This window comes from Vibrio sp. 1S139 (genome assembly GCF_041439475.1).
GTDB lineage: Bacteria > Pseudomonadota > Gammaproteobacteria > Enterobacterales > Vibrionaceae > Vibrio > Vibrio crassostreae_C.
In genome coordinates this window covers 113264-132308 of sequence record NZ_JBGOOD010000001.1, presented here as the reverse complement: position 1 = coordinate 132308, position 19045 = coordinate 113264, and the positions used below count along the sequence as shown (strand labels likewise).

At 45.7% G+C, this 19045-nt stretch carries 11 protein-coding genes; 6 read left to right on the top strand and 5 right to left on the bottom strand.

Annotated elements, in window-relative coordinates; translation table 11 throughout:
* Positions 1-303: 303 nt before the first annotated feature.
* The 6 genes from ACED46_RS00515 to ACED46_RS00490 all read left to right on the top strand — a co-directional run bounded on the left by ACED46_RS00515 (position 304) and on the right by ACED46_RS00490 (position 6795).
* Positions 304-1209: a DUF72 domain-containing protein gene (locus tag ACED46_RS00515; RefSeq protein WP_029235140.1), complete on the top strand. Its 906-nt coding sequence runs from the start codon at positions 304-306 to the stop codon at positions 1207-1209.
* 139 nt (positions 1210-1348) lie between these two features.
* Positions 1349-2077 (top strand): carboxy-S-adenosyl-L-methionine synthase CmoA, encoded by a 729-nt coding sequence (gene cmoA, locus ACED46_RS00510; RefSeq protein ID WP_017062083.1) that lies wholly within the window; start codon positions 1349-1351, stop codon positions 2075-2077.
* 186 nt (positions 2078-2263) lie between these two features.
* Positions 2264-3235, top strand: coding sequence for a tRNA 5-methoxyuridine(34)/uridine 5-oxyacetic acid(34) synthase CmoB (gene cmoB, locus ACED46_RS00505; protein WP_017062084.1), 972 nt, complete (start codon positions 2264-2266; stop codon positions 3233-3235).
* A gap of 312 nt (positions 3236-3547) precedes the next feature.
* A complete protein-coding gene (locus ACED46_RS00500) occupies positions 3548-4288 on the top strand; it encodes an ATP-dependent zinc protease (protein WP_371720708.1) in 741 nt (246 codons plus the stop codon).
* A 17-nt stretch (positions 4289-4305) separates the two neighbouring features.
* Entirely contained in the window at positions 4306-5811 is a 1506-nt protein-coding gene (locus tag ACED46_RS00495) for an inactive transglutaminase family protein (RefSeq protein WP_029235905.1), read from the top strand.
* 3 nt (positions 5812-5814) lie between these two features.
* The gene (locus ACED46_RS00490) at positions 5815-6795 is read left to right on the top strand and encodes an alpha-L-glutamate ligase-like protein (protein WP_029235462.1); all 981 of its coding nucleotides are present in this window, start codon (positions 5815-5817) and stop codon (positions 6793-6795) included.
* 124 nt (positions 6796-6919) lie between these two features.
* Here the strand turns inward: ACED46_RS00490 and fdhF are convergent, their stop codons facing one another.
* From fdhF to cmoM, 5 genes are all read right to left on the bottom strand, one after another.
* Positions 6920-11149 carry a formate dehydrogenase subunit alpha gene (fdhF, locus tag ACED46_RS00485; RefSeq protein ID WP_371720707.1) on the bottom strand — a complete coding sequence of 1410 codons (4230 nt, stop codon included), beginning with the start codon at positions 11147-11149 and terminating at the stop codon, positions 6920-6922.
* Between the two features lie 336 nt (positions 11150-11485).
* Complete coding sequence (mukB, locus tag ACED46_RS00480; RefSeq protein ID WP_371720706.1) at positions 11486-15946, bottom strand: chromosome partition protein MukB; 4461 nt, start codon at positions 15944-15946, stop codon at positions 11486-11488.
* Positions 15943-16749, bottom strand: coding sequence for a chromosome partition protein MukE (gene mukE, locus ACED46_RS00475; RefSeq protein WP_371720705.1), 807 nt, complete (start codon positions 16747-16749; stop codon positions 15943-15945). Before mukE ends, mukB begins: the two co-directional genes overlap by 4 nt.
* Positions 16730-18067 carry a chromosome partition protein MukF gene (mukF, locus tag ACED46_RS00470; RefSeq protein WP_136982373.1) on the bottom strand — a complete coding sequence of 446 codons (1338 nt, stop codon included), beginning with the start codon at positions 18065-18067 and terminating at the stop codon, positions 16730-16732. Before mukF ends, mukE begins: the two co-directional genes overlap by 20 nt.
* A gap of 125 nt (positions 18068-18192) precedes the next feature.
* Positions 18193-18978 carry a tRNA uridine 5-oxyacetic acid(34) methyltransferase CmoM gene (gene cmoM / locus ACED46_RS00465; RefSeq protein ID WP_017063509.1) on the bottom strand — a complete coding sequence of 262 codons (786 nt, stop codon included), beginning with the start codon at positions 18976-18978 and terminating at the stop codon, positions 18193-18195.
* Between the last annotated feature and the right edge of the window lie 67 nt (positions 18979-19045).

Below are 19045 nucleotides of genomic sequence, written 5' to 3'. Positions count from 1 at the left end.
CAATCTCTTAATTATTTACTAATTTCCAAGCTGTCAGTGGTCATTCCACACAACAGAGCAAAGGAACATTTATACGCGGAAACTCGCTTAAAATCGACCTTCCACATTCGAATTTATTGTGTTTTATCTGGCTTTGCTGCTTTTTAGCCCATCAAGTGCGCAAAGATTCATCAAAACCGAAAAAATTGCGATAATTATATCTCGAAAGTACCTTAATCAGCAAAACTCTCGTAAAGTAGATTTTCGTTTCAACCCAAAAACTTTTTGTAATGACTGATGGCGTGATGGATAACGGTGTAATAGATGGATAATCGTGTAATAACAACAGAAACTTTACCTCTAAGACTTGGATTAACTATGTGGTCTCATTCTGAGTGGCAAAGTCAGTTCTACGGTAAAGGCACCAAGCCTGCCGAACGCTTGGAAAAATACACCCAAGTTTTCCATACCGTTGAGGGCAACACCACCTTTTACGCTACGCCAAGTATGTCTACCGTTCACAATTGGAAAGCCGCCAGTCACGATGATTTCAAGTTCACCTTCAAATTGCCCAAATTCATCACCCACCAGCAACAACTGAGACACTGCCAAGCCGAACTCAAAGAGTTCTTGATGACGATGTCGCCACTGCATGACCGTATTGGTCAATGGACGATTCAGCTGCCGCACAGTTTTGAGCCCAGCATGCTGCCTGCCCTACAAAAGTTTTGCACCTTATTCCCAAAAGATATGCAGCTTGGCGTCGAAGTTCGACACTTAGGTTTCTTTGATAAGGGCGATGCGGAAAAACGCTTCAACCAATGGCTGGTTGAGGAAGGCATCAATCGCATCATTATGGACAGCCGCCCCGTTTTCTCTGCGCCACCCACCACAGAAGCGGTGATCGATGCGCATCAGAAAAAACCGCGTGTTCCTGTTCATGCAATTGCTACCGCCAATAACCCGATGATTCGATTTATTGGTCACCCAGACCAAGAACCTAATATTGAGTTTTTTAAGCCTTGGTTTGCCAAAATCCCAAACTGGCTTAATGAAGGCAAGCAGCCCTATTTAATGATCCACACCCCAGACAATAACCACGCACCTGAACTTGCGATTGCTATTTATAAGAGGCTACAAAAGCAAGTCTCTGAAAATACATCATTATTACTGCCCGAACTGGCTCAGTTTCCAGCTCAAAAAGGCAATCACCAAATCTCGATGTTTTAACCTCTCACTTGTAAGTAGCTTCGAACCTTGAGCTAAATCTCAGTTTTCGTGACAGTGGCGTTTTTTTTACGTAAAATACGCCCCCTTTTATTTGGTACGAATTTTGTGCCAATTACGCTGACTGTCGAGAGAAAATGCTATGAGCAACACAGACAATATCTTTTCCGCTCCTATTGATAAAATTGGAGACTTCACCTTTGATGCAAGGGTTGCTGAAGTATTTCCGGATATGATTCAACGTTCGGTGCCTGGCTATAGCAATATCATCTCTGCAATCGGCATGCTGGCTGAGCGCTTTGTAAAGCCACACTCAAATATTTACGACCTTGGCTGCTCGCTTGGTGCTGCGACACTTTCTATGCGTCGTCACATTCAGCAAGAAGGCTGCACGATTTTCGCGATCGATAATTCAGAAGCCATGGTTGAGCGCTGCAAATTGCACGTTAATGCTTACCGCAGTGACACACCGGTAGAAGTGATTGAAGCCGACATCCGTGAAGTGGAAATCAAAGACGCTTCTGTTGTGGTGCTTAACTTTACGCTGCAATTTCTTTCTCCAGACGATCGATACGCTCTGCTTGAGAAAATTCATGCTGGCTTGCGCCCAGGCGGGATCTTAATCCTGTCAGAAAAATACGTATTCGAAGATGAAAGCTCAAATGAACTGCTTATCGACCTGCACCATGATTTCAAACGTGCTAACGGGTACAGCGAGCTAGAAGTAAGTCAGAAACGTAGCGCAATTGAAAACGTGATGCGCCCGGATTCGATCCCTGTTCACAGAGAGCGATTTGATAAGATTGGCTTCTCAAGCAGCGAAGTCTGGTTCCAATGTTTCAACTTTGGTTCAATGTTCGCGATAAAGTAAACATTTTAGATTACGTAACCGTCGCGACACCGTTAGCACGTACTAAAATGTCATCCTCAAGAGCGAGGAACAAACGAATTGGGGATCTCTTATCAAACACGATAAACGAGATTCCCTAGCATGTTTGTCCACACTCTTAATGGAGTGACAAATTTAATTTCTACACCACCAACTCAGTGAAAACCTATGTTTAATTTTGCCAATTTTTATCAACTTATTGCCCAAGATACTCGCCTTCAGCCGTGGCTAAATGTCCTGCCACAGCAACTGACCGATTGGCAAAATGCAGAGCACGGTGACTTTGACCGCTGGCTACGTGCACTAAACAAGATTCCACAAGACGTGCCAGATCAAGTTGACCTGAAAAATTCAGTGACGATTGGTAGTTCTACGCCATACCACACAGGCGAACTGAAAAAGCTAGAAAGCTTATTGAAGACTTTCCACCCGTGGAGAAAAGGTCCTTATACGGTTCACGACATCCATATCGATACAGAGTGGCGCAGTGACTGGAAATGGGATCGTGTGCTTCCACATATATCTCCATTAAAAAACCGTTCGGTTCTCGATGTAGGTTGTGGCAATGGTTACCACATGTGGCGCATGCTGGGTGAAGGTGCTCGCTTAACGGTTGGTATCGATCCTTCCCACCTATTCTTGGTTCAGTTTGAAGCAATTCGTAAGTTGATGGGCGATGACCAACGAGCTCACCTATTACCTCTAGGTATTGAGCAGCTCCCAAAGCTAGAAGCCTACGACACGGTATTCAGCATGGGCGTGCTTTACCATCGTCGTTCACCACTGGACCACTTGATTCAACTGAAAGACCAATTGGTGTCTGGCGGTGAACTGGTTCTTGAAACCTTGGTGATTGAAGGCGATGAGAACGCAGTATTAGTTCCGGTTGACCGTTACGCGCAAATGAGAAACGTCTACTTCTTCCCTTCAGCTCGCGCACTGAAACGCTGGCTAGAACAAGTTGGTTTTGAAGACGTACGAATCGTTGACGAAAATGTCACGACAATTGGTGAACAACGCACCACAGAATGGATGACACACAACTCTCTTCCAGATTACCTCGATCCGAACGATCCAAGTAAAACGGTTGAAGGTCACCCTGCACCGAGACGTGCGATTCTGGTAGCAACAAAGCCATAGATTTACTGCCCACAAAGCAGTGGCATATTGAGTAAATAAAGCACAAGCCTATTAAGGCAGCAAAACAATTGCTTGCATGGTCAAAAAGCCACTGTTAATTTCGCGGTGAACCTTGCTTCCTTAGCTTAAGAATTGAACAAAAATTGACTTGTGTTTAATAAGTGAGCTATTCCAAATAGCAATAATTGGCGTAGCGCTCACATTGCGATTCAATATGACCAGACTCTTACAATAGGATGCTTCACGCATCCTTTTTTGTGGGCTAAACTTCTAAATAGTCTGAACTATTCTCTAATTCTCAAAGGTTTTTTTATGTTTAAGCGATTATCGCCTATTGTGGCGGTTGGTTTGCTCTCTGGTTGTACTCTTACAAATGGTGCTACCTACCACCAAGAAACTCTCGACGCTATTTCCCGCTCAGAGACAAACATCGCAAATAAGGTTCAAAATCTTGAACTGCAACTAAGCAATCAAAGTGACTATATTGAAAGCTTAGAAGACGAAATTACTACCCTTTCTAGTCAATTAGATACCCATCTAACGAGCATGGAACACAAGGTTATTGAAGAGCTAGAGGAAGGGGAACCGGTCGCTATTGCCGTTGCTCCTATCGCTCCTATATCACAACCGACTATCCTTGGCGGCATCGAAAAAGTGTTTATCGACTCTATCAAGCAAAGCTTTGATGCTCGTGTTGATACAGGTGCAACCACCTCTTCTTTAAACGCTGTCGATATCAAAGAATTCGAACGTAACGGCAAGAACTGGGTTAAATTTCACCTAGACGACAAAGCCCAAGCTAAAGAAGACCAGAAATGGATTGAAGCGCCTGTTGTACGTTATGTAAAAATCCGTCAATCAACCAATGATCAAGCAGAACGTCGAGCTGTGATCGAATTATGGGTGAAAGTTGGAAAAATCCATGAAAAAGCGCAATTTACATTGGCGGATCGCTCTCAAATGAGTCACCCTGTGTTACTAGGGAGCGAATTTATCAAAGACATAGCGCTAGTAGATGTAAGTAAAAAGTACGTACAAACGGAAGTTAAATAACAATAGTAGGGTAAGCTATGACGTCAAGAATTCCATTTTATATCTCTATATTCCTGCTTATTGTGGCAGGTATAACACTGAGTATGTTCAGACATACGACCTACGGTGTACCTTGGACTCCAGGGGAAACCAGACAGGTTTGGGACGTTGAAGCTCGCATCGAGTTCAACGCAGTAGGCAAAGAAGCAAAAGTTTCCTTAGCGGCTCCTCATACTCAGTCTAACTACACACTTATCGGCGAATCGGCTTCATCGCCGGGTTACGGTATCTCTTACTTGAATACCGAATCAGGTCGCCGCGCAGAGTGGTCTATTCGATACGCAGATGGCCCTCAAACCATCTACTACAAAACACAATTCCTAGTCGACAACCAAGCAAAAGTTGATGCTATCGCACCAGAAGGTGAAGTCTCGCAACCAAGCTTCGACGGCCCTGAAGAAGCGGCTTCTCTTGCATTGATTGATAGAGCGACAAAACGTTCTGCAGACAATATCACTTTTACCCGTGAGCTCATCAAAACACTTAATGATCCAGACAGCCAAAACTCAGCGCTGATTCTGAACAACATGACCAAAGTGGAAGCGACACACAAGCTACTTTCAGCGGCGAAAATACACAACAAAGTGGTTGGTGTTATCGAGCTAGAAGATGGTCGTCGTCGTCAGTCGATTCAAAACATGATTCAGATCTGGGATAACGACGAGTGGGTTCTATTCTCTCCTGAATCAAGCGAACAACAAGTTCAACCAAACCTACTCATCTGGGACGAATCAAACGTTTCTCTACTGGATGTTGTTGGCGGTCAGAACAGTAAAGTTCACTTCTCTATGATTGCTCAAGAGGTTTCACCAACGGAAGCAACCAATAGTAAAGTCTCTGCTGATCAACTGTTAAACCTTTCAATTCACAGCCTACCGTTAGAAGAGCAAGCGATGTTTAAAACCATCATGCTGATTCCTATCGGTGCTCTGATTGTTGTGTTCCTACGTGTCATCATCGGCCTGAAAACGTCTGGTACGTTCATGCCAGTACTGATTGCGGTAGCCTTTGTACAAACACAACTGGTAACGGGTATTGTTGGCTTCCTGCTTATTGTAGGTACGGGTCTGATTATTCGAAGTTACTTGTCCAAACTCAACTTGCTCTTGGTAGCCAGGATATCCGCCGTAATCATCACGGTAATCATGATTATCTCTGTGTTTACTGTAGTCGCGTTTAAAGTGGGTCTGACTGAAGGTCTATCTATTACGTTCTTCCCTATGATTATCCTATCTTGGACTATCGAACGTATGTCTATCCTATGGGAAGAAGAAGGCGCGAAAGAAGTAATGCTGCAAGGTGGTGGTTCTCTATTCACTGCGGTTCTTGTTTACTTAGGCATGACTAACCCGTTCATTCAGCACTTAACGTTTAACTTTATTGGTTTACAACTTGTTATTCTAGCGACCATCTTGCTACTAGGTAACTACACAGGATACCGTCTAACCGAGCTTCGTCGCTTTAAACCGCTAGCGGAGGACTAAGTTATGTTTGATCAGTTTACTTCACCGTTTAGGTTGAAAGACAAAGGCATAATGGGAATGAACAAGCGTAACCATAGTTATATTGGTCGCTACAATGATCGTTCCAAGTATCCACTCGTTGATGACAAGCTTAAGACGAAGATCATTGCTGAACAGGCTGGTGCTACTGTACCAAAACTGATTGGCGTGATTGGTCATCAAGCTGAAGTAAAAACAATCCACAAGATGGTAAAAGAGTGGCCGGGTTTCGTAATCAAGCCAGCTCAAGGCAGTGGTGGTAAAGGTATCCTTGTTGTGACTTCTCACAAGGACGGCGTTTACACCAAGCCATCGGGTTCGACTATCAATGAAGAAGACGTAGAGCGCCACATCAGTAACGCTCTCGCGGGTCTTTTCTCACTCGGTGGTAAGAACGATGTTGCTGTAGTTGAAAACCTCATCAAGTTTGACGAGTGTTTTGACGGCTTCAGTTACGAGGGTGTACCAGATGTACGAATCATTGTATTCAAGGGCTACCCTGTAATGGCGATGATGCGTCTATCGACTTCGGCTTCTGATGGTAAAGCTAACTTGCACCAAGGTGCTGTGGGCGTAGGTATTTGTATCGCTACGGGTAAAGCCGTTCGTGCGGTTCAATTTGACCACCCAGTGACTCACCACCCAGATACGGGTAAAGAGTTGGCGCTACTACAAGTACCCCATTGGGAAAAGCTGCTGACACTTGCATCAAGTGCTTGGGAAATGACAGGCCTTGGTTACATGGGTACGGACATGGTTTTAGACCAAGAAGAAGGCCCGATGGTACTGGAGCTAAACGCTCGCCCTGGATTAGCAATACAGATTGCAAACGGCGCAGGTTTATTACCTCGCTTGCATCATATTGAAAACCTGGGCACACCGGCTGAATACCCAAAACCAGCAGAGCGCGTTGCCTACGCTGCTAAGCAATTTGGTGTTCACGGTAGCGAAATTGTTCCAAACTAAGCTCATCTAAATTAAAGCGAAACGACTCAGTTATTGATACTGAATCTAGCTCGATAAAAAGGCCGCATAACTCTGAGAGTTACGCGGCTTTTTAATGCCAGCCGTCTTCACCGAGCTAATATGATTAAGCCTCTGTTACTTCACTCTCAGGCTCACGAATAGGATCAATACGCACAGCCGCCACCTTAAATTCAGGGATCTTCGCGTGTGGATCAGTCGCTGTGGTAGTCAAACGGTTAACTGGTGATTCAACAAAATGGAATGGAATAAATACCACACCCTTTTGCATTCGTTTAGTCACAAAGGCCGCGATTTCGATTTCACCACGACGTGTTGAGACCTTAAGCATCTGACCATTAGAGATACCTAGCGCTTCAGCATCATGAACACTCACCATGGCACGCGGCCCTGCTAAGTTATCCAACCCTTTTGTTTTACGTGTCATGGTTCCGGTGTGGAACTGTTCTAGAATACGGCCTGTCGTTAATACTAACGGGTATTCCGCATCCGGTAGCTCAGCAGCGTATCTAAACGGAATCGCCTCCATTTGACCACGCCCACGCGTAAATTGGGTCTGGTGCATGATACGTGTGCCATCAGGGTTGTTCTTATTACTTGGCCATTGCACGCCGTTCACCGTAATGTTCTCCCAACGTAAACCACCATACTGTGGCGTGACACGCGCTATCTCATTGGTGATATCAGCAACCGAGTCATATTCCCAATTGCCGCCCATCGCATTAGCCAACATTTGGATAATCACCCAATCTTCTTTCGCTTCACCTGGAGGCAATACCGCCGGGTTAATACGCTGAACACGACGCTCGGTATTAGTAAAATGACCAGACTTCTCAGCAAACGAGCAAGACGGTAGCACCACATCGGCATATTGAGCGGTTTCGGTTAAGAAAATATCTTGAACCACGAGGAAATCTAACGCTTCAAGACCTTCAATCACATGCGCTTGGTTCGGGTCACTCAGCACTGGGTTCTCGCCCATTACGTACAGACCACGAACATCTCGATGACACGCTCCATCAATAATTTCGGTCAACGTTAAGCCTGTTTCAGCCGGTAGGTCAGAAACACCCCACTCCATCGCGAATTTTTGACGAACCATTGGGTTGTACACTTTCTGATAACCCGGAAGGTTATTTGGCAATGCGCCCATGTCACACGCACCCTGAACATTGGATTGACCACGTAATGGGTTGATACCGCCGCCTTCAATTCCGATATTGCCACACAAGAGCTGTAGGTTAGCGATTGATCGAACGTTATCGTGACCAGTGGTATGTTGCGTAATGCCCATCGAGTAGTACACCGCTGTACGCTCTGCAGTACCAATCAATCGCGCCATTGCGAAGATGTCTTCCGCTTTAACGCCAGTTACCAGCTCCACTTTGTCTAGTGAATAACTTGGTGACATTACCTCTTGAAGCAAGGTATCAAAGCCATCCACACGGTCTTCGATATACTCTTGGTCGTACCAACCGTGTTTGATGATTTGCTGCATCACACCATTGATCAACATTACATCAGTACCCGGTCGGTGCGCTAAATAAAGTTCAGCATGGTCAGCAATATCGATTCGTTTTGGATCGGCAACGATCAATCTCGCTCCACCATGTCTCACAGCTTGCTTGATATGCGAGCCAATAATTGGGTGTGCTGACGTGGTGTCGGAGCCAATAATAAAGATCACATCTGAGTGCTTGATGCTTGGAATATCATTGGTCATCGCCCCGCTACCTAGCGAAGCCTCTAAACCAGTAACAGTAGATGCGTGACAAAGGCGCGCACAGTGATCGACGTTATTGGTACCGAGTTCACGACGTATGAATTTTTGGAAGGCATAGTTATCTTCATTGGTGGTTTTCGCCGACGAGAACCCCGCTAAAGCGTTACTGCCAAAGCCTTGCTTAATCGCAGTAAACTTCTCGGCAATAAGCTTAACTGCCTCATCCCAACTTGCAGGTTGCAACCAGCCATCTTTACGAATTAATGGTGTGGTTAAACGCGCATCGCTGCCCACAAAATCGAAGCCAAATCGTCCCTTAACACACAACATGCCTTCATTAACCGGAGAGTCTCCGCCTTCGATATAGCGGATTTTGTTTTTCTGCTCATCGATATGCATGGTTAGCTTGCAGCCGACACCGCAATAGGTGCAGATGGTATCGACTTTCTTGAGTACGTCTGTGTCTCCCTGCTTTCTGTCGCGAGCATCCACCATTGCACCGGTTGGACACGCCTGAATACACGATCCACATTGAACGCAGTTTGAGTCGCCCATTAAGGTCTTGTCCGCCCCAAAGTTAGGGCGACATTCGGGTCTTGATGCAGGTTTGCCATCGGATTGGTTCATGAAGCTTAGAACGCCATGAACATTCTGTTCGCGACAGGCTTGGATACACTGGCCACAACTGATACAGCGGTTGGCGTCAAAGATAATGAACTCAGAACTGTCATCGACCGAAAATTTTTGTCTTGTTAACCCGACCTTCGCTTCTTCAGCACGAATCGCCTGCCAACTCTCATTCGAAGCCACATCGATTTTGTACTCTGGATGCGTTTGCGTTGCTTTGTATTCGGTCGAGTAGTCTCGTAGGTCGCAATCGGTATTGGCTTGGCAGCCACACTCTAGACATCTTGCTGCTTCCGCTATTGCATCAGCATTATCAAACCCTGTTTCTACTTCATCAAAGCTTTGTTCACGCTGCTCGGGCGTTAGTTCTGGCATGATCTTACGAGCCATACGTTGTATCGACTGGTATTGCTCAGGATCCACCGCTTTGAGCTGTTTGTGTTTTCTTGAGTTAAACGGTTTGGCCGGAATATTGTCCATATCACCGTGGAAGAAGCGATCGATCGCTTGTGCAGCAATACGCCCATCCCCCACCGCTTCGACTGCGGTTGCAGGGCCGCGTCGGAAATCACCAATACTGAAAATATTTCCGGTTCCGGTATGCATGGTTTGTGGATCAGCATCTGCGGTATTCCAACGAGTAAGAGGAATATCAATCGCTTCATTGTCCATAAAGCTCAGATCAGGCTTTTGCGACACGGCAGCAATAACCGTATCAAACGCTTCAACAAAGAACTCGCCAGTTGGTTTAGGGCTGCGGCGGCCTGAAGCATCAGCAGGACCCAAAGCCATTCGTTCTAATCGTATTTCTGATACATGACCATTTTCATCGGCTATGTTTTCTGCAGGGTTGGTTAAGAAGTGGAACTTCACACCCTCATGTTCAGCTTCTTCGATTTCGTAATCTTCTGCTGGCATCTCATCTCGAGTACGACGATAAATCAGCGTAGTATCCGCGCCATCACGAACTGCGGTTCGAGCACAGTCAATCGCTGTATTACCGCCACCGATCACGGCAACCTTTTTACCAGTGACGTACTGCTGGTCGGTCACGTAATCTTTCAGATAATCGACACCCAAATAACAACCTCCGAGTTCGCTACCCGGGTAATTCATCTCGACCGCTTGCGATGCACCAACGGCTAAACAAACCGCATCAAAATCGTTACTTAAATCAGACAGTGTAAAATCAACACCGAGTTTTTTACCGCACTCAACCACCATTCCGTTGCGACACATCAACTCGATTTCTTTATCTAGAATCGACTTAGGTAAGCGATATTCAGGGATACCGTAACGCAGCCAACCACCCGCTTGCGGCATCGACTCATAGACACTGACATCATAGCCTTCGTTAGATAGGTAATAACCCGCCGTAAGCCCACCGGGGCCACTACCGACAATTGCAATACTCTTGCCTTTATTCGGTTTCTTAGCTGGCATGTAGCTCTCTTGAGCCGCTAAATCCGCGTCGGCAGCGTGTCGTTTGAGTTGGCGAATCGCGATGGATTCATCAACCAAGTTACGACGACATTCGGTTTCACAGAAAGCAGGACACACACGACCAATTGAAAGCGGCATTGGTAATGTCTTTTTGATCACCTCAATCGCTTTGATGTGATCATTTTGAGCAATATGGTGCAGGTAAGATTGGATGTCGACCCCAGCAGGACAGGCTGTTTGGCATGGCGCCTCACAGTCAGCGTAGTGATCGGTCATAATGCGATTCAACGCTTCTTGTCGATGATTCGTTAACTGTTTTGACTGAGTGGTAATATTCAACCCATTAGACACTTCAAGCTCACAAGAGCGAGTAACACCAACGCCATCAACTTCAACGACACACAAATCACACGGCACTTTATCCGCTGTTTTGTTCAAACCACATAAAGATGGGATTTCCAAACCACATGTTTTTGCCGCTTCAAGAACGGTTTGTCCTTGCTCGACGATTCGATATTTCCCATCAATCACGATTTGAATCATACCTAAGTCCTACCTTTACCTTTCGCACACGCGAGTAATCAATAATTAAAATTTAAGTAATACAATAATATTATTAATATTATTAAATCTATGTCATTACCATACATTATTTGTGGTTTTGTGCGTGTGACCTCAAACAAGTTCCATTGATAATAACCATAAGGTATGAGTGGTCTTATCAGTATCGATAAAAGAATTAGGCGAGAGGAGTTCAGTTGAGGAAATTAGATTCAAGATACAAAAAAGCCCCTATTGATTAGGGGCTTTGTACAAATATCATTGAGTCGCTTTCGAGCTTATAACTCAGTTATCAAGCTTATTGCTCGGCTATCAAGGTTATTGCTCAGCTTCTTCAATAAGCTCTTGAACTGGGGATGCCGGTTTGTTTTGAGCAAAACCGCGCAGGCCAACAACATGTACGTGCTCGTGATCTTTAAAGACCTTACGAACCAGTTTGTAGGTTGTGCCTTTCTCAGGGCTAATGTTCTCTGGTGCTGCAATCAGAAGCTGCATACCTAGACGGTCACACAGTTCAAACAGTGTAGAGATAGATTTCGCATCTAGACGTGCTGCTTCATCAAGGAACAACAAGCGACATGGAACGATGTCTTTGCTACGAAGTCGACGAGACTCTTCTTCCCAGCTCTGAACAACCATCAATAGGATAGATTGACCAGTACCGATCGCTTCACCGGTAGAAAGTGCGCCCGATTCAGCTTGTAACCAACCATCAGAACCACGGTTAACTTCAACACTTAGCTCTAGGTAGTTACGGTAATCCAGTAGCTCTTCACCTAGAACTTGTGGAGAACGTTGACCCATATCGATATGTGGGTTAACACGTTGGAACAACTTCGCCATCGCTTCTGAGAAGGTAAAGCGTGTTGATTCAAACAAGTCTTTGTGTTGCTCTTGCTGAGTCGCTAGACCTGATAGCAAGATCTCGTGACTTTCACGAATCTTAACGTTCAGACGTACGCCCTTAACCTGACCAAAGTAGATGTTCGACAAACCTTGGTTCAGCATACGAATACGGTTCTGCTCGCGCTGAATCGTTTTCTTGATGATGCTTGCTACCGACTCAGAGCTGATCGCCAAGCGGTTTTCACGCTGCGTCAGTTCTTCTGTTAGTCGGGCTAGCTCAACTTCCATCTCTTCGATTGCTTCTACCGGATCATCCGTATGAATGATGTCTTGGCGAATACGCTCGCGAAGATGTTGGTAAACCGCAATATAGAACAGAACCTTACGCTCTGGATGTGCGTTGTCTTCAGATAGACGCAGCGAATCACGTAGGTCGTCATTGTCAGCTACAGCTAGACGTAAAGCACCCAGTGATTTATCCGACATAGAACGAAGCTCGCCCGCCGTTAGGTAAGCCAGTTCACGCTTGTGTAGACGACGTTCAACATCATTTTCACGAGCTAAGCGAAGTACTGAACACCAGCCTGCTTTTGCTGCAACAACGAAAGTACGAAGCTCGGTGTACTCTTTTTGAACTTTCTTAAGACGCTTAGCTAGGGCTTTCATCTCAAGTTCTGTTGACGTAATCGTACGCTCGTATTCACTCTTACGGCTGCGAGATGTATGTAGACGCTCTTGAAGCTCGTCACGACGACGTACAGCACGCTCTTCAGCGCCTTCATCAGCGTTTACGCCAAACTCTTGTAGCTCTTGTTTGAACTCTTGAACCGTCTCTTGCTTCGCTTGATGTGAGCTCTTCAATGCCGCCAATACTTGGTTGTATTGGTTCATCTGTTCACGAGCTTGCTTCAAGCCATCACGGCCTTTGGTTCTTGCTTGTTCTGCTTGAACCAATTTCGCTTTCAGTTGCTCGCTCAGTTCACTGCTCTTGTTAAGCAAGTCAACAGAATCTGCGTAAGCAAAGTAGTGACGACGCTCAATCAGATCAGACAGTGCGAACACTTTGCCTTTTAGCGTTTGTAGCGCGTTATCAGATTGACGATATTCGGCTTCCAAAGCTTCGAACTGCTCTGGGTCAGCGTCTAGTGCAGATACGATCTGTTCTAGAGAAGCAAGCGCCTTGTCGTGCGTATTCAAGTAAGACTTAGCTTCACTCAGACGTTCTAGTTGTGCTTCTAATTCAGCTAAGCGCTCAGCCAATGTTTCGTCTTCTAAAATACGAACCATTGGAGCTAATTTATCTAGCGCACCGAGTGCCTGCTTGCTTTGTAGAAGCTGGCTACGTTGCTGCTGCTCTTTAGAGTTAAGCTCAGCCAGAGAGCGAACAATTTGATTACGCTTATCACGAATCGCAGCAAGTGCTTGTTCTGGGTCTGCGTTAAACGCAACGTGCAGGTGCTTCGCAACAAAGCTGTTGAATGCTTGATATAGACGATTCAGCTTTTGAGAGTCAAACGCGGCTTTCGCGTGGTTCTCAACAACAACGTCACGCTCTTCGCGCAATTTCTCTAGACGTTGTTCACGAGCCGCACGGCCAAACAGTGGGATCTCAGGGAAACGTGAGTAACGCATTTGGCGATCGTTCAGCTGAACACATACTGCGCCTTCAAGCTCATCGGCATTAAATGAACTGTCATCAAACGCGTCGACATCGCCTTCTAGGATGTAAAGGTCTTCTGGACAATCATCAAGATCCACCAGCTTCTCTTTAATACCATCAAGATCAGAAACCACAATTGCGTGACGAGCTGGGCCGTACATCGCACTGAAGTACGGCGCATCACCAATCGTGATGTCATCGTAGATCTCAGAAAGCAACACGCCACCAAGCGTATCCGCCAGACCTTTCAAACGAGGATCGTTAGAGCCACCTGGCGAAGCTAAACGCTCAATCTCTTGCTCAAGTTCAGCTCGGCGCGTAGCCAACTGATCTTTTGCTACCGCTTGAGATTTCTCATCTTCAAGCACTTGCTGCATTTGAGTCATCACCGCTTGGCTATCTTCTAGCTCAGCGTCGGTTTGATCTCTTAATGCTTCAAGCGCATCGTTTGCCGTGATCCACGCTGGAGCAATGGACTCAAGCTTTTGAATCTCTTGGTCGTGGTTTTGTTGCACACGACGTTGCTCACTCTTCGCTTCACGCAGTTCTTCTTGAGCGTACTCAAGAGATTCGATCTGCATAGCGTGACGTTCACGTTCTTCATCGAAAACCGCTTCGTCAGTCAGTGAGATGTTGTGTTGCTTTTGGTATTCAGTCGCAAGCTCTTTTGCTTGACGCTGCTGAGCCACATCACGAGCCATATCGCGGTGTTGAGCACGCCACTGCTGTTCATTTTCAACAACGTGTTTTGCGTTACGGCCTTTTTCTAAAGCTTGCTTAGCGCTGCTAGACGCTTCTTTACGCTCAACGTCACCGATAATACTTTTAACAAGAGCGAGCGCTTTGTCGAACTGTGCAGAAGCAGCAGAAGACATGTCTAGTTTATGCTTCGTCGACAGTAGCGTTTGAGTGCTTGATTCTTCTTGTGCTTTTAGCTCTGAAACCAGAGTTAGTGCGCTTTCTGCCGTAATAGATTCATCACCAAGCAACTGCTTAGTTTTCTCTAATGCTTGAACCGCTTGCTGGTATTGAAGTGCACGCGTTTGCTGAACATCCAACGCTTGTTGGTAGTCAGCAAGCTGAGTTTTCAGGCTATCCACTTCTTCTTCAGTGATGGTTGCCTGCTCTTCAGCAAGAAGTACTCGCTCTTGAGCTTCTTCAACCACCATCATTTGCTCTTCTAGACGCTCGTTAAGCTCTTCTAGATCTTCGCTGTAGCGGGCAATTTTCTCTTGCTGACGAAGTGCAGTTTGAACTAATTGCAGATGATCCGAAGCCGCTTGGTAATCTTGCTCTAGTGCTGATTCTTGATCGACAAGTAACTCTAGTTCTTCTTGAACGCGGTTCAACAAGTTGTTTTGATCAAGCAAGGTTTCACGAGAACCAAACAGCTCACCACGGAACTTCATGGTTTGATCAAGCTTGTTGCGACGATCGTTAGCATGGCGCATGTAATCTGCTGCCACGTAATTGGTAGATTCAGTGATCAAGTGCTTAAACAAATCACGATCCGACTGAGTCGTTTTGATCGCTTCTAGCGTCATACGGTTTTCGCGTAGTGCTGATTCCATGTCTTGGAACGCTTTCTTCACACCACCATTTTGCGGTAACAGGTAATCACGCAGAGAACGCGTAATCGCACTTGAGATACCACCGTAAAGTGATGCTTCAATTAGGCGGTAGAACTTAGAACGGTCGCTGCTGTTACGTAGTTTCTTCGGTACCACACCGTATTCAAACATTTGCGAGTGGTAATCAACAATCGAAGAGAAGGCCTTAAAATGCGTGCCTTCGTATTGTGCAACCGCCGCTTTCACGTCGTTCAACTGACATACGCGAGCGTGGCTGTCTGAAACGTTCTGAATCAACACATCCGTTGGTTTCACATGGCTTGGAAGGCCTTGGATAACGAACGGTTTAATGTCGACTTTCTTATCACGACCCGCGACTTGCTGCAGTTTTACTGCAAACAATAGACGCTGATTACGAGAGTTCACAACATCTAGTGCGGCATAACATGCGCCTGGCTGAAGCTTACCGTAAAGGCCTTTATCACGAGATGACTGTGAGCTACCCGCTTCCGTTGTGTTACGGAAATGCAGAAGGCTTTGGTCAGGGATCAGTGCTGTGATGAATGCCGCCATTGTGGTCGACTTACCCGCACCGTTACCGCCAGAAAGCGTTGTAACCAATCCATCAATATCAAAAGTACGCGCAAAGAAGCCGTTCCAGTTGACCATGGTTAATGATTGATACTTACCTCTTTCAATCATGCTTCACCTTCTACTTTTGTTTGTTCGCCAGCATTTGACTCAAGGTCAAAGTCAGCTTGATCGTTAAAAATGTCTTGTTGACCGTTTTCGTCTACGTCTGCATCTACTTCTGATGTGGCTTCCGCTTGTTCTTCATTCAACAAGCTACCTTGGTTAGGCTCTTGGGTATGCACCATAGCTTCACCATCACGGATAAGACGTAACTGCGCTTCTTTCATATCATCGCCAACACGAACGTCAGCGCCAAAACGGAATACCGCTTCGCTGATACGGAACTTGCCGGTTTCACCAATCGCAATCAACATACCGATACGGCGTAAGCGACGTAGAGAAGTACGTACTTTTTCGAACAGCTTTTCTTTATCTAGGTCAGAACCAGACGCACGGTTGGTTGCTAGCTTCATGAGTTTTTTCTCATCCGCTAACGACATCAACTCATCAAACAGTTCTTGGTTGGTGAAGATACCTTCATGAGCAAGACGTTCTGGGCTTAGGTATAAGAAACACAACACCTTTCCAACCAACATGTCGAGCTCAGACAACACACTACGACCAATCAGAGACGTAGAACGCGGACGCAGGTAATAGAAACCTTCCGGCGCTTTTACCAATTCCGTATTGTAGCGTTGATAGAAATGCTGAAGCTCAACTTCAAAATCAGACAGCAACGCGTGGTTATCTAGGTCTTCTGTTGAAACATGCTTACCTGAACGCAGCATGCTATCTAGCGCAGGGAACAGTGGGTTCGCTATCGCTTTTACCAGTTTCTCTGGCATATAATCATCAGTACTTGTTAATGACATTTGCTTGTACCTTTGCACCGAAATCGTTAATTGCCTGCCAATCTGGCTGAATAGCCTGATAGTCAGACTCTGAGTAACCTAAGCGCACGGCTTGGTCGACAACAATTCTGGCTAAATCAAAATGGTGTGTGCGAGGGTGTGCAGCGAGGTAATCGCGTAACACAAGGCCAAGATCAATTGGCGCGCCTTGCTGTTTGTGAGCTTTTAACATCTCTGCAATTCGATCTGAAAGCAGGTCATTTACTTGCTCAAATTCTTCGTACTCTACGTCGATTGGTGCTTGTCCCATCACTTCGTCATCACGAAGCACGAGCGCTTCATCACGAAGATCCGTCAGCTTCTCAGCATCGGCGTAGGTCAATAACCAAGGCGCATCAAAGTAGTCAGTGACTGACTGACGCAAGCGCTGGCTAAAGGCGCGGTTTTTATCCATATCAATCGCGGTACGGATGAACTTGTGAACATGGCGGTCGTAGCCGATCCATAAATCGATGGCTTGTTGGCCCCAACTGGTGATTCGGTCTAGCTTCATCTGCAAGCCGAACAGGGTTTCGCCAACGAACTCGAGTTCATCGTCACCGTAAACAATTTCTTGAATATCGAGGATCTGTGTTTGCAGTTCATCCCCCGCCGCTTGCAAGGTGTCTTGCAATTCTTTTAGTGTGGACGAGGTTTCTGAAAGCAAGGTTTCACAGTTGTTAATCGCCTCTCGCCAATCCTTGTTTAAAAGGTCGGCAATTTGCTGTTTAACGGTTTGCTGCTGCTCATCCATAACACGTTGGTTAAGATCAATCTGATCGAAAATTTCACCAACAGAATACTTGAGCACGCCGTAAACATTCTTTCTCCAATGTCCTGGAGTTCCGCCTTTTTGTGCTGCTTCAATGGCTTTTGCCATCTCGTCCGCAACCATAGAAAGCTGGATAGACAGTTTTAACTTAGAGAACTGACGGTGGCGTAAGTAATAATCTGAAATACCAATCGCCAATGGTGATAAGCGATAAATACTCGCACCATCGGTGATTTCGCTGGTAAAGCGGCTAATCAACTTCTGTTTAACTAACTCGTTGATGGCATTGTTGGCACGAAACGCGGACGCTTCGCCAGTATCTTCAAACAGTCGAGTGACGATGGTAAATGCATCGTGCAGTTCACCCTCGCCCAACTCTTCATCGAACCTTTCAGTGCTTAGTACTGCGATAGCAATCAAAAATGCTAAGCGCTCTGGTGGCAAGTTTAATGAAAAATCATGCTGCTTGACCCAGCCCACCAACTCATCAATTGGCTGCTCTTCGGCAGTTTGAGTCATTTCACTCATTGTGGTTCCTGTTACTGTTCTTCGTCATATCGAATGTATTAGATATGACGCCTATTTCTTTATGACGCGGGCTTGTTACGATTGCATAGCGCATGTTGTGGCTTCTTTTACCACATTCACCGCTGTTATTGCGCAGGTTTTTGAGCCCAAACGTGAATATAACGGCCTAGTGACAGATATGGCTCTTGGCGACATAGCTGTTTTTCCAGTTCCAATACATCTTCAAATTGGTAATCGCCCATGTACTCCATATTACCTATGTAGTCACTGAAAGAGCGAATGCCTGATTTACCACAGATTTCTAGACCAGCGTCTTCTATCCATTGATAAACCTCTTCCGGCTTCAAGCCTTTTTGTGGTTGCAGCTTAAACCGTTTTCGATGTGGCATCCCATTCAATACATGAGGAATGTTGCCACAAATCACATTTTTCAGGACTAATCCGTGGTGGTTGTAAAACATTATCGAGGCAACACCACCTGGCTTAACTTGTTCAAGCAATAAATCAAGCGCCTCTTTAGGATCGGCTAACCATTCCATTACGGCATGAAACATCACAAAATCGACTTTCTCATCGAGATGTTCTGCGACTTTTTGTACCGGTGAATGAATAAATCGATATTGCTCTAGCAAACCCGCTTCGCTGATACTTTCTTCGGCGAGCTTCAGCATTTCAGAAGAGAGATCACACAGAGAAACGTTATGCCCAAGCGACGCAATTTTTTGCGACATCTGCGCAAGGCCGCCTCCAGCATCAAGCACATGCAGCGGCGAAGCTGATTGCTCAAACTTGCTCAAAGCTTGTTCTAAATCTTCCCATACGATGATCTGACGGATCTCTCCTTTGTCAGAGCCGTAAATATTTTTTGCAAATTTGTGGGCAATATCGTCGAAATTACGGTCTTCAGTCACGGCTACTTGAGTTATTATGTCCTATCGTGCCTGCTATTCTGTCACAGGAATTTCAGGAATAAAGAGG